Source organism: Afifella sp. YEN Y35 (genome assembly GCF_047553465.1).
Lineage (GTDB): Bacteria > Pseudomonadota > Alphaproteobacteria > Rhizobiales > Afifellaceae > Afifella > Afifella aestuarii.
Window position 1 is genome coordinate 2,407,748 of sequence record NZ_CP180203.1, and the last position, 12,679, is coordinate 2,420,426.

A 12,679-nucleotide genomic window follows, 5' to 3' on the forward strand; every position below is an offset into this window, starting at 1 on the left:
GCGGGCAGCGCATGGGGTTCAAAGCGCCGCCTCGATGGCCGAGGCGTAGGCAGCGATATCGTCGTCCGTGGCCGTCTCGGTCGCGGCGACGACGATGAGATCGTCGAGACCGCAATCGGGTTCGAGCCGCGACACGGGCAGGCCCGCGACGATGCCGGCGTCGGCGAGCTTTTCCACGAGAGCGGCCGCATCGCCCGGCACGCGGATGGTAAACTCGTTGAAGAAGCTGTCGTTGACGATCTCGACGCCCGAAATCGCGCCGAGCGCATCGGCGAGACGGCAGGCGCGCTCATGGTTGCGAAGAGCGAGCTTCTTCAAGCCATCGCCGCCGAGCAGCGTCATATGCGCCGTGAAGGCGAGCGCACAAAGGCCGGAATTGGTGCAGATGTTGGAGGTCGCCTTGTCGCGGCGGATATGCTGCTCGCGGGTGTTGAGCGTCAGCACATAGCCCCGCTTGCCTTCCCGGTCGCGGGTCTCGCCGCAAAGACGGCCCGGCATCTGGCGGATGTATTTCTGCTTCGTCGCGAAGAGCCCGACATAAGGCCCGCCGAAGGAGAGCGCATTGCCGATCGACTGGCCCTCGCCGACGACGATATCGGCGCCCTGCGCGCCCGGCGGCTCGATCAGACCGAGAGACACGACCTCGGTAAAGACGGCGACGAGAAGCACGCCCTTTTCCCGGCAGCGCGCAGCAAGTGGCTTCAGGTCGATGAGCTGACCATAGAAAGACGGCGACTGGACGACGACGCAGGCAACGTCTTCGCTGATCTCGGCAAGGAGATCCTCTCCACCCTTCGGGTCAGGCGGCAGCGAGATGCATTCGTCGTCTTCCATATTGGCGAGCGTCTCGACGACCTCGCGATATTGCGGATGCAAGCCGCCGGAGAGAACCGCCTTGGAGCGCTTCGTCACGCGGCAGGCCATCAGCACGGCCTCGGCCGTCGCCGTGGAGCCGTCATACATGGAGGCGTTGGCGACCTCGGTGCCGGTCAATTCGGCGACCTGGGTCTGGAATTCGAACAGGGTCTGCAGCGTGCCCTGGCTGATCTCCGGCTGATAGGGCGTGTAGGAGGTCAGATATTCGGAGCGCTGGATGATGTGATCGACGCTCGCCGGCACGTGATGGTGATAGGCGCCTGCGCCCAGGAAAAACGGTCCGTCGCCGGCCGCACGATTTTTGGCGGCCAGCCGGCGCATCAGCCGGGCGACTTCCATCTCGCTCTTGTGTCGCGGCAGATCGACCGCCTCTTTCAGAAGCTTGTCGGCCGGAACGTCGCGAAACAATTCGTCGATGGATTCGACGCCGATCACGCGCAGCATATCGGCGCGGTCCTGATCGGTATGGGGGAGATAGCGCATATGGAACCCGAAACTTAGTGGCGGGGAGAGCCAGAGAGCCCGCCCCTAAAGGGGCGGGGCGAGGCGTGAAAGCGCGGCGTCAAGGACGCCTCACTCGCGGAAATCGACAACGATTTCCGACTTCAAAGAATTGCCGATGAAGCAGAGCTCGTGTGCCTGCTCGTGCACTTTTTCGAGCATTGCGTGATCCGGCTGGTCGCCATCGAAGGTCACCTTCGGACGCAGGATGATCTTCGTCAGACCCTTCTTGCGCGGCTCGAAAACGCCCAGGATGCCTTCGGCCTTGTCCTCGTAGGCGACCGGCGTGAAGCCGTGCTTGCGGATCAGATCGATGAAGAAGAGCATGTGGCAGCTCGACAGAGAAGCGACGAGCCCCTCTTCCGGATCCACAGCATCTTCCTTGATCACGGCCGCCGGCAACACGGCAGGTCCCGGCGAGGCCGGAACGACGAGGCCCGCATCGAGATGCCACTCATGAACGCGGCTATGCTTGTTGGCGCGCACCGCCTCGGCGTCGCCCTTCCATTCGATCGTTGCGTAGTAGCTGCTCATAATTCCTCGCAGAAAGCCTTGTAGGCGGCCTCGTCCATGAGACCGTCGAGTTCGCTTTTGTCGGAGAGCTTGACGCGGAAGAACCAGCCATCACCCTCCGGCGCCTCATTGACCGTCTGCGGCGCGTCCTCCAATGCGGCATTGGAGTCCGTCACCTCGCCGGAAACCGGCGCATAGACCTCACTCGCGGCCTTCACCGATTCCACGACTGCAACCTCGTCGCCCTTGGCGATCGCCTTGCCCTTCTCAGGAAGCTCCACGAAAACGACGTCTCCCAATTGCTCGGCGGCAAAGGGAGTGATGCCGATTGTGGCCGTATCGCCATCCAGGCGCACCCATTCGTGCTCCTTGCTGTAACGGGTCGTCATTGTTTGGCTCCTGATTTCGGGCGGTGGTAGCAGTGCGGGACAAAGGGAAGAGGCGCGACCTCGGCGGGCTCGGCGCCGCGCCGGCCGGCGAGATGCAATTCGGTGCCGGGATCGGCATAGGCGCGGTCGACATAGCCCATCGCGACAGGGCCCCCGACGGTCGGACCAAAGCCTCCCGAGGTCACTTCACCGATGACGGAATCGCTTGCACCGAGGATCTGAGCGGCTTCGCGCACCGGGGCGCGACCGGAAGGCTTCAGGCCCACGAGACGGCGCGAGGGACCATCGGAAAGTTCGGCCAGGATGCGGCCGGCACCCGGAAAGTCGCCACGCTCGCGGCGCGCCTTGGCGATGGCAAAGCGCAGCCCCGCCTCGACCGGAGACGTGGTTTCGTCGATATCATGACCGTAGAGCGGCAGCCCTGCCTCGAGCCGGAGCGAATCGCGCGCGCCAAGACCGATGGGCTTCACTTCTTCATGCGCGAGGAGCGCTCTCGCTAAAGCCTCGGCTTCATCCGCGGAGACAGAAATCTCAAACCCGTCCTCGCCGGTATAACCGGAGCGCGAGAGATGCACGTTTGCGGAATGGCCATCACCGAGCCGGATTTCAGCACGCGCGGCCTGCATGAAGGTGAGATCCGCCACCTCGGGGCAGAGGCCACTCAAGACCTCCGCGGCGGCAGGCCCCTGAAGGGCCAGGAGCGCGCGATCTTCGACCGCCTCGAGCGTGACCCCGTCCGGCAGACGCTCGCGCACATAATCGTCGTCGATCTCCTTGCGCGCGGCATTGAAGACCATGAAGAGACGGCCCTCGTCCTCCTCGCCGGCAAGGCGCGCGACCATGAAATCGTCGACGATGCCGCCGTTGTCGAGAAGAAGAAACGTGTAGCGCTGCCGGCCGGCTTTCAGCCCCTGGAAATCCCCCGGCGCCAGACGCTCCAGCGCCTTGGCGGCCGTCTCGTGATCCGGAGCCGAAAGAATTCGCTGGCCCATATGGGAGACATCGAAGAGCCCCGCGCGGTCGCGCGTCCAATGGTGCTCGCCGATGATGCCATCATACTGAACCGGCATGGCATAGCCGGCGAAAGGCACCATACGCCCGCCCAGCTCCTGATGGAGCTCGAACAAAGGGGTACGCTTCAAATCACTGATATCAGTCGCCACACGACCTCCCGCAACAGACTTCGAACGCAGTCGGACCTTCGACCCTTCCACGCCCCCTCTGTCGCAGGACCTGAGAGATTCCCGGCCTGAGGCCATACGCCTCCGCCGGTTACTCCGTCGGTGAGCCGCCGACTCTCGCTACAAATAGAGAGCCGGTGCTGCTTTCCAGAGTGTCGCTCGCCGTCACGGTCCCGTGGCCTGAGAGTTTCCGGGGCGGTTGCTCCTTCGGCGTTTCAAAACAGGCTTCAAACCTGCAATGAAACTCTCCCGAGCGGCGTATCGTCAGGGCAGGCCGCGACTGGACCTGCCCTGCTTATCATCGGCATCGCTGCGACGGAGTCAACGCACAACGCGCGTCGAACCCGTTTGTCAGCACCCTTTTGCCGCCACGCGCAACAAAATGCGCTTGGCTCAGCGCTTAGAGTCCTCGTCGAAGCCGACATAGATGATGTAATCGCGGTCGTTGCCCGGCGACGGCACGGTCACCTCGTAAACGTGCGAAAACACGCTCGAAAGCTCCGGCCCAATGGTGACGGAGACCTTCTTCAGCTCGGAGGTGAGCACCGCCTCGTCGTGTTTCACGACCACGATGCGAATCGGCAGCTCGACCGTCGCCTGCCCGCCCTGCGGGCCTGCGAGAACCCGCCCGGACACACCGATCCTGAGCGTCAGATTGCCGGACGCATCGTAAAGGCATTCGCGCGCGGTCTCTCCGAGACTGCCCTGCCAGACGAGGTTTTCGTCGCTTTCTTCGGCACCCCGCTTGTAGCGCCGCAGGGTCTGCGTGTCGGCCTTGATGCGCAGATCCGGGCAATAGCTCGGCCCGAGATAGCGGCGGATGTCGATCTCGTTGGAGCCTTTCTGGGCGGTACCGGGCTCGACAGGCACGGTTTCCTCGGCTCCGCCGCCGAAGCCCAGCCCGCCGAGACAGCCGGCAAGCAGGAACGACAGGGATAGTGCGGCAAGGAGCGAGACGGCAGGGATCGGAAAGGAGGGACGCACGGCAGACCTATGAATTGGCTCAAGAGCGGCCGGCTCTATAGCAGTCCCCGCGTCAGAAATTAAGGCTTCAGGAAACGTTAACCCTGTTTGTCAACCCGTCATTCACCCTGTTCTGCGAGCGTAGTTAACGACCGGAAGGGGAGAGTTTTGTCGATGCGTACTGCTTCCAAGCGGCCGGGTGCCGGCTTCGCAAGCGTTCTGCCGAGCCTGCCGCAGGACGTGATTTTGAAGGGCGATTGCATCCCGATGATGGAAAAATTGCCGGCCAAAAGCGTCGATCTCATCTTCGCCGATCCGCCTTACAACCTGCAGCTCCAGGGCGACCTGCATCGCCCGGACCAATCGCGGGTCGATGCGGTCGACGATGCCTGGGACCAGTTTTCCGATTTCGCCGCCTATGATGCGTTCACGCGTGCCTGGCTTTTGTCGGCGCGCCGCGTTCTGAAACCCGATGGCGGGCTGTGGGTGATCGGCTCCTATCACAACATCTTCCGCCTCGGCACGATCCTGCAGGATCTGGGCTTCTGGATCCTGAACGACATCGTCTGGCGCAAGACCAACCCGATGCCGAATTTCCGCGGCCGCCGCTTCGCCAATGCGCATGAAACGCTGATCTGGGCGGCGCCCTCGCCGAAGGCCAAGCGCTACACCTTCAATTACGACGCGCTCAAAGCCTTCAACGACGACCTGCAGATGCGCTCCGACTGGACCTTGCCGATCTGCACCGGCGAGGAGCGGCTCAAGGACGAGACCGGGCGCAAGGTGCATCCGACGCAGAAGCCGGAATCGCTTCTCTATCGCGTTCTCCTGTCGACGACGAAGCCGGGCGAGACGGTTCTCGATCCCTTCTTCGGAACGGGCACGACAGGTGCGGTCGCCAAAAAGCTCGGCCGCCATTTCATCGGCATCGAGCGCGAACAATCCTATATCGATGCTGCGGAAGCGCGCATCGAGGCGGTGCGTCCCTCAGACGCTCCGGCGCTCAGCGTCGTCCAGGGCAAACGCGCCCAGCCGCGCATTCCCTTCGGTACTCTGCTTGAAGCCGGTCTCGTGAAGCCGGGCGAGCGCCTCTACGATCCGAAGGGCCGCTTGAGCGCGCTCGTGCGTGCCGACGCCTCGCTCATCTACGAAAAAGACGGCCGGCGCCATGAAGGCTCGATCCACCGCGTCGGCGCCGCGGTTCAGGGCCTCGAAGCCTGCAATGGCTGGGTCTTCTGGCACATGCGCACCAAAGAGGGGCTGAAGCCCATCGATTGCCTGCGCGACACGGTTCGCGGCGCTCTGGCTGCCTGAGCGATCTCAGGCCCTTGCAAGCCGCGGCTTCGCGCGATCGAGCTTCACGCCCTCTGAAGCGAGATCGGCGCGAAGCTTGTCGGCGCCGGTGAAATGCAGCGCTCGCCAGCCGGCCTGGCGCGCGCCTTCGACGTTCGGCTCGCTGTCGTCGATGAAGAGGGTCGCGGCCGGATCGAGATCGAAGGCCGCCGCGTGGTGGCGATAGATCGCCAGGTCCGGTTTCACCAGGCCGAGCTCGCCCGACACCGTCACGCCGCGGGTTGCGTTCAGAAACGGGAACCGCTTTCGGGCCTCCACGAACGTGTCCGGGGCGAAATTCGTCAAGAGCGTGACGTCGTAGCCGGCCGCCAGAGTATCCTGAAGCACGGCGACGCTGTCCTCATAAGCGTAAGGCACCATCATCGACCAGCGCCGGCGAAACGCTCGGATCAGCTCCGCCTTGTCGGGATGACGGGCGATCGCTTCCGCTTCCGCATCGGCCCAGGACCGGCCGCGGTCCTGTTCCAGGTTCCAGGCGTTGGAGCACACCTCCTCCAGGAAGGCGCGGCGCTCGGCCTCGGCGGGAATGAGATCTTTATAAGCAAGGTGCGGATCGTAATGCAGAAGCACCTTGCCGATGTCGAAGACGATGTGACGGATCGGTTGCATGGCTTCCCCCATAGCCGGCGCATGATCGCAAATCCATGACGCGGAGTTCGATGCGGCGAATGCGCGAGACGCGGTCGGCAAGTGCGCCGGCACGATCGCACGCCCTCACCTTGTCGCCCGCGCCTTCGTTGCTCCTGGGATCGCCGCCTCGACGATTTTCGCCATGACTGTCGGCAGGCCGGCTTCCTTCAGGTTTTCAAGGCCGTGCCACCAGAAGCCTTCGGGCGCCGGCGTCTCGGGGGGCAAAGCGGCCTGCCAGATCGTCACCTTCAAATCGATATGGGTGAAGATATGCGAGACCTGCGGCGTGATCTTGCGCCAGGGCGCGGAGAGCGGCGGGGTCGGCATCCGCGTTACGGGCGATTCCTGCCACGGCCCCGTCGGCACTTCGCTCATCCCCCCGAGGAGCCCCTTCGGAGGGCGCCGCGACAGCAGGATCTTGCCGTCATCGCGCAAAGCCACGAAGGCGCCGGCGAACTTCTTCGCCTTCGCCCGTTTCGGCGCCTTGACGGGATAGGCCTCCTCGCGCTGCTCGCCATGCGCACGGCACATCATATTGAGCGGGCAGAGCGCGCAGGCGGGACGTTTCGGCGAGCAGATCGTGGCGCCGAGATCCATCATGGCTTCGGCAAACTCGCCCGGACGGTCTTGCGGCACGAGCGGGCGCAGCGTCTCTCGGATCTCCGACTTTGCCTGCGGCAGCGGCCGGTCGATGGCGAAAAGCCGGGACACGACACGCTCGACATTGCCGTCGACGACCGGCACCGGCTCGTCGAAGGCGATCGCGGCGATAGAGGCGGAGGTATAGGGGCCGATGCCCGGCAACTTGGCAAGTTCCTCCGCCTTGCGCGGCATCATGCCTCCGTAATCCTCGGCGACACGGCGCGCACAGGCGACGAGATTGCGAGCCCGCGAATAATAGCCGAGCCCCGCCCAGGCGGCCATCACCTCCTCTTCCGGGGCGGCGGCGAACGCCATCATGTCCGGCCAGCGGGCCGTGAAGGCGGCAAAGTACTCGCCGACGGCCTTCACCGTGGTTTGCTGCAGCATGACTTCGGAGAGCCAGACGCGATAAGGGTCCGGCTTGACCCCGGCACGGCGCCATTTCGGCCCGATGCGCCAGGGCAAGGTGCGCGCATGGCGCTCGTACCAGGCCAGCAAAGCCTGGGCGAGCACGTCCTTCACGGACGCGTCTTCCCCATTTTCCAAGGAAAGCCCCTCTTCCGAGGGGAAGCCGGCGGGTCTAGACTGGATCATTCCGGCCATGGAGCTTGAGAAAATGGCTATTGCAAGTGGGCCGGTGAGTTTTTCTGTCGCGACAGGTCGTAGTCGAGGAGGCAAAAGTTGGCGGGACCCGTTCCGACGAAAGCAAAACCGATCGCCGAACTCATTGGCGGCACGCTCGACCCCTTGATGCGCAAGCGCGGTCTCGCCAAGGCGGACATTCTGCGCTGGTGGCCCGAGATCGTCGGCAGCCGCTATGCGGGGCTGACGGCGCCTGAACGGATCCGCTGGCCGCGCAATGACGGCGAACGGGCCGCGACCTTGATCGTCCATGCCGACCCGAGCGTGGCGCTGCCGCTTTCTTATGACCTCGAGGGCGTGCGCGACCGGCTCAACGCCTTTCTCGGCTTTCGCGCCGTCGGCGGGGTGAAACTGGTGCAACGCCCTTTTGCGAGCGAACCCAAGGCCGTACCGCGGCCCGCGAGCCCGCAGACCAACGAACGTCTTGAGACGAAGCTCGCGACCGTCGACGGACCACTTCGCGATTCTCTGCGGGCGCTCGGACGTGCCATCCTGGCACGCTCATGACCCTCATTCTCGCGGTCTCGTGACCCCGTGAGACAGAGGCGGCTCTTTGCGGCCACATTCATCCGCCCTAAACACGCGCCTGAGCGCTGTTAAATTGTTCATGCCGCCTTCATGCCCTTTCGGGAGAATGGCGGCCCCCTCAGGAGGTTTCCCTTTGCCGTTGTTCACCCGCCGACAATTCGCCGCCACCGCCCTCATTGCCGGGCTTTTCGCCGCAGCCCCGGCCTTTGCGCAGGACGAAGGCCCGTCCGAAGTGCCGATGGACCAGTTGATGGCCTCCGGACCGATCCCCGACCGCGCTCTCGGCTCAGAGGACGCACCCGTCACGATCGTCGAATACGCGTCCATGTCGTGTTCGCATTGTGCGGACTTCCACAACGAGACCTATCCGAAGCTGAAAGAGCAGTATATCGACACCGGAAAGGTTCGCTTCGTCTTCCGCGAATTCCCGATCGATGCCGCGGCCTTCGCCATCGCCATGACGGCGCGCTGCGCACCGGAAGATCGCTATTTCGATATCATCGACCTGTTCTTTGAGCATCAGCTCGACTGGATCCGCGCCGAGGATCATTACGGAGCCATTCTCGATCTCGCCAAGCAGGCCGGCTTTTCTGAGGAAAGCTTCGAGGCATGCTTGCAAAAACAGGAATTGTTCGATGGACTAAGCGCCAGACGAGACAAGGCTTCGAAGGAATTCGGCGTTCACGGTACCCCGACTTTCTTCATCAACGGCGAGAAGCTGGTCGGAGCGCGATCATTTGATGAGATCAAGGCCAAGATCGAGGCGGCGCTTTAAGCCCTCCTGCGAGAGGGCTGCATCCGATTCCGGCCTCACCAGGTCTTGTGACATCAACGGCGGCCGCGGATGAAAATCACGCGGCTGCGGATCGCCGGCTTCAAATCATTCGTCGACGCCACGGATGTGGTCATCGAGCCCGGACTTTCTGGCGTTGTCGGCCCGAACGGCTGCGGCAAGTCGAACCTCGTCGAAGCCCTGCGCTTCGTCATGGGCGAGAGCTCGTTCAAGGCCATGCGCGGCTCGGGCATGGACGATGTGATCTTTGCCGGCTCCACCAACCGGCCGGCGCGCAACGCTGCCGAGGTGAGCCTGCAGGCGATCGTCGACGGTGCGGCGGCCGCTCACGTCATGAAGCCCGGCCAGATACCGGCGACCAGCGCCGAACTTGAGATCAGCCGCCGCATCGAGCGCGAAGCGGGCTCCACCTACCGCGTCAACGGACGCGAGGTGCGCGCCCGCGACGTGCATATCCTGTTTGCCGATGCGGCGACCGGCGCGCGCTCTTCGGCTCTCGTGCGCCAGGGCCAGATCGGTGAGCTGATCGCCGCCAAACCCAAAGACCGGCGCTCGATCCTCGAAGATGCCGCCGGCATTTCGGGGCTGCATTCGCGCCGCCACGAGGCGGAGCTGAAGCTCAAAGGTGCGGAGCAAAATCTCGAGCGCCTGGAAGATGTCCTCGGCGAAATCACGAGCCAGCTCGAAACCTTGAAGCGGCAGGCGCGGCAGGCCGCCCGCTACCGCAACCTCTCCTTCGACATCCGCAAGATGGAGGCGCAGCAGGCGCTGATCCGGCTGAGCGAAACCGATGAACGCCTCGCCAAGGCGGAAACGGCCCTCAACCAGGCGGGACTTGCCCTCGCCAAGGCTGCGGAAGAGCAGTCGAAGGCCGCCAGAGAAGAAGCGGTATCAAGCTCATCCTTGCCGAAACTGCGTGAGAAAGCTGCCGCAGCCTCGGCAGCCGTGCAGCATTTGCGGCTCAAATCCGAAGAACTGAAACGCGAAGCGGCGCGACGGGAAGCCCGGCAGCGCGAGCTCGAGAGCCGGCGCAAGGAAACGGCCGAGGACGTCGCCCGCGAGGAGGAGCACGGGCGCGAAGCGCGCTCCGCGCTCGCCACGTTCTCCGCCGAGGCGAAGACGCTCACCCGCGACAAGGAGGGCGCGGTCAAGCGGCTCGCCGAAGCGACGTCGACAGCGAAGGAGCGGGCCGAGGCGCTCGCCAAGGCCGAGGCGGAACTATCAGAAGCCCGGGCCGAGCTTGCGGCGCAAGCCGCGGAACGCCGCCAGCAGGAGATGCGGGTGCGCGAAGCGGAGGCAGCGCGCGAGCGCCTTCTCGGCGAGGCCCGGAAATTGAAGGCGGAACAGGCCGAGCTTGCCCAGAAAACCGGGTCCGAAGGCACCGTCGAGGCCGCCAGATCCGCGCTCGAAGCCGCGGAAAAAGCGCTGAAAGCGGCTGAAGAGACCGCCCAGAAGAAAGAGCAGGAGATCCAGCGCGCCCGTGAGGGCGAGGCGAAAGCCCGTGAAAAGAGAGCGGAAGGATTGCGCGCCCTCACCGCCCTGCAGGCCGAAGAGAAGACGCTAGCCCAGCTCCTGCGGCCCGCGACGGACAGCCATTTCGTCCCGGTCGTCGAGGGGCTGAAGGTTGAGCCCGGCTACGAAGCGGCACTTGCGGCAGCGCTCGGCGAAGATCTCGACGCATCGGCCGATCCGCAGGCGCCGTTCTCGTGGCAGGAGCGGGGCAAGATCGCACGCGCACCAAAACTTCCGCCGAACGTCCCTTCCCTGGCGCAGTTCGTCTCCGGGGAGCCGCGCCTCGCACCGCGGCTTTCGCAGATCGGCATCGTCGAGGAAGAGGATGGCCACGCACTCTTTCAGAAGCTTGCCGTCGGGCAGCGCCTCGTCAGCCGCAGCGGCGCCCTCTGGCGATGGGACGGCCTGACGATCAAGGGCGGCGCCAAGACGGCGGCCGCCGTTCGCCTGGAACAAAAGAACCGGCTGGAAGCCCTTTCTGGCAAGGTTGCGAAGGCAGAAAAAGACGCCGCGAAAGCGACGGCGGCGCTTGAGAAGGCGACCGAAAAGCGTCGGCAAGGCGAAGAGGCCGAACGTCAGGCGCGCCAGGCGCTCAAGGAGGCCCGCGGCCAGCGCGACCGCCAGGCATCCGCTCTGTCCGAGGCAGAACGGGTTCTTGCGCGCCAGTCGGAGCGGCTCGCTTCGATCGCCACGAACCTCGCCCGCGTGGAAAGCGATGCCGAGGCGCAGGCGACACGGCTTGAAGAAGCACGCGCCGCGCTTGGCCAGGCAGAGGCGAACGACGAGGCCGAAGCAAAGGCGGAAAAGCTCGCCAAAAACGTGGAGGCCGCTCGCCGCGAAGCCTCCGATGCGCGCGCGGCCGCGGATTCCTTGCGCCATGCGAGCGCGGCGCGGGACGAGCGTCTGGCTGCGCTTGGCCGGGAGATCACCGCCTGGCAGGGGCGGATCGAACGTGCGGCGCGGCGCATTGAAGAATTGCAGGCCCGACAGGCCGAGCTCGACGCAGAAATCGAAAAGCTCGCCGAAGAGCCGGAAACCTATGCCGTGCGCCAGCGCGAATTCGCCTTCGAGATCGACAAGGCGGACACCCATTCTAAGGCGGAAGCCGACCGGCTCGCCGAAGCGGAAACGGCGCATCGCAGCTTCGCCGATGCCGCCAGGCGCGCCCTCGATGGGCTGTCCCAGGCCCGCGAGGCAAAAGCGCGTGAGGACGAGCGGGCCTCCGCCATCCGCCAGAAGCGGGAAGATCTCGTCGCGGAAATCACCGCGCATTTCCGCACCCGCCCCGAGGGGCTGCGGGAAACCGCCGAACTGAAGCCGGGTGCCCCGCTGCCGGAACTCGCCGCCGTCGACCAGCGGCTGGAGCGGCTGTTGCGCGAGCGCGAGCGCCTCGGCGGGGTCAATCTCCGGGCGGAGGAGGAAGCCAAGGAGGTCGAGGAGCGCCTCACCACGCTGACGGCCGAGCGCGACGATCTCACGGCCGCCATCAAGCGCCTGCGTCAGGCCGTGCATTCCCTCAACCGGGAAGGCCGCGAACGGCTGCTCGGCGCCTTCGACACGGTCAACCGGCACTTTCAGGAGCTTTTCCACACCCTTTTCGGCGGAGGGTCGGCGGAGCTCATGCTGACCGAATCCGACGATCCCCTCGACGCCGGGCTAGAGATCATGGCGCGGCCTCCCGGCAAGAAGCCGCAGATCATGACGCTCCTCTCGGGCGGCGAACAGGCGCTCACGACGATGGCGCTGATCTTCGCCGTCTTTCTCACGAACCCCTCGCCGCTTTGTGTCCTCGACGAGGTCGATGCACCGCTCGACGACGCCAATACGGAGCGTTTCTGCGATCTTCTCGGCGATATGCGCCAAAAGACGGAGACCCGTTTTCTCGTCGTCACCCACAATCCGATCACCATGGCCCGAATGGACCGGCTCTTCGGCATCACCATGGCCGAACGCGGCGTGTCACAACTCGTTTCTGTAGACCTCGAAACGGCGGAACGTTTTCGCGAAGCCGGGTAAAGGGTGGGCGGGGCCCGGCCAAGAAAACCCTTCAGGATCTATTTCTCTTTTCTTTTCAACGGCATATCCCTAATTTTGATGTTCTTGACTTGGCCTGACGGCAAAATTATGGTGCGCCCGGTTTCGCAGGGGCCCGGACC

The 12,679-nt window shown here is 64.5% G+C and carries 11 protein-coding genes and 1 riboswitch; of the genes, 4 read left to right on the forward strand and 7 right to left on the reverse strand.

Annotation, left to right across the window (positions count from 1 at the left end; genetic code table 11):
- Positions 1-18: 18 nt before the first annotated feature.
- From gcvPA to ACK8CP_RS11475, 5 genes are all read right to left on the reverse strand, one after another.
- The gene (gcvPA, locus tag ACK8CP_RS11455; protein ID WP_414831866.1) at positions 19-1,359 is read right to left on the reverse strand and encodes an aminomethyl-transferring glycine dehydrogenase subunit GcvPA; all 1,341 of its coding nucleotides are present in this window, start codon (positions 1,357-1,359) and stop codon (positions 19-21) included.
- 90 nt (positions 1,360-1,449) lie between these two features.
- On the reverse strand, positions 1,450-1,911 hold the full coding sequence (locus ACK8CP_RS11460) for an OsmC family protein (protein ID WP_092809223.1): 462 nt from the start codon (positions 1,909-1,911) through the stop codon (positions 1,450-1,452).
- The gene (gene gcvH / locus ACK8CP_RS11465; RefSeq protein WP_128292438.1) at positions 1,908-2,279 is read right to left on the reverse strand and encodes a glycine cleavage system protein GcvH; all 372 of its coding nucleotides are present in this window, start codon (positions 2,277-2,279) and stop codon (positions 1,908-1,910) included. The genes ACK8CP_RS11460 and gcvH overlap by 4 nt, the downstream gene beginning before the upstream one ends.
- Positions 2,276-3,442 carry a glycine cleavage system aminomethyltransferase GcvT gene (gene gcvT, locus ACK8CP_RS11470; RefSeq protein WP_414831867.1) on the reverse strand — a complete coding sequence of 389 codons (1,167 nt, stop codon included), beginning with the start codon at positions 3,440-3,442 and terminating at the stop codon, positions 2,276-2,278. Before gcvT ends, gcvH begins: the two co-directional genes overlap by 4 nt.
- 176 nt (positions 3,443-3,618) lie before the next feature.
- Positions 3,619-3,722: riboswitch (glycine riboswitch) on the reverse strand.
- Between the two features lie 131 nt (positions 3,723-3,853).
- Positions 3,854-4,444, reverse strand: coding sequence for a hypothetical protein (locus ACK8CP_RS11475; protein WP_414831868.1), 591 nt, complete (start codon positions 4,442-4,444; stop codon positions 3,854-3,856).
- 153 nt (positions 4,445-4,597) lie between these two features.
- Between ACK8CP_RS11475 and ACK8CP_RS11480 the strand changes: the two genes are divergently transcribed.
- Positions 4,598-5,737 (forward strand): site-specific DNA-methyltransferase, encoded by a 1,140-nt coding sequence (locus ACK8CP_RS11480; protein WP_128292435.1) that lies wholly within the window; start codon positions 4,598-4,600, stop codon positions 5,735-5,737.
- Between the two features lie 6 nt (positions 5,738-5,743).
- Here the strand turns inward: ACK8CP_RS11480 and ACK8CP_RS11485 are convergent, their stop codons facing one another.
- Positions 5,744-6,385 (reverse strand): HAD family hydrolase, encoded by a 642-nt coding sequence (locus ACK8CP_RS11485; protein WP_414831869.1) that lies wholly within the window; start codon positions 6,383-6,385, stop codon positions 5,744-5,746.
- A 105-nt stretch (positions 6,386-6,490) separates the two neighbouring features.
- Positions 6,491-7,594, reverse strand: a complete 1,104-nt coding sequence (mutY, locus tag ACK8CP_RS11490) for an A/G-specific adenine glycosylase (protein WP_414831870.1) — start codon at positions 7,592-7,594, stop codon at positions 6,491-6,493.
- A gap of 135 nt (positions 7,595-7,729) precedes the next feature.
- Between mutY and ACK8CP_RS11495 the strand changes: the two genes are divergently transcribed.
- The 3 genes from ACK8CP_RS11495 to smc all read left to right on the forward strand — a co-directional run bounded on the left by ACK8CP_RS11495 (position 7,730) and on the right by smc (position 12,539).
- Positions 7,730-8,197, forward strand: a complete 468-nt coding sequence (locus ACK8CP_RS11495) for a DUF721 domain-containing protein (protein WP_414831871.1) — start codon at positions 7,730-7,732, stop codon at positions 8,195-8,197.
- 154 nt (positions 8,198-8,351) lie between these two features.
- The gene (locus ACK8CP_RS11500; RefSeq protein ID WP_234629444.1) at positions 8,352-8,993 is read left to right on the forward strand and encodes a DsbA family protein; all 642 of its coding nucleotides are present in this window, start codon (positions 8,352-8,354) and stop codon (positions 8,991-8,993) included.
- 69 nt (positions 8,994-9,062) lie between these two features.
- A complete protein-coding gene (gene smc / locus ACK8CP_RS11505) occupies positions 9,063-12,539 on the forward strand; it encodes a chromosome segregation protein SMC (RefSeq protein WP_414831872.1) in 3,477 nt (1,158 codons plus the stop codon).
- Positions 12,540-12,679: the final 140 nt, after the last annotated feature.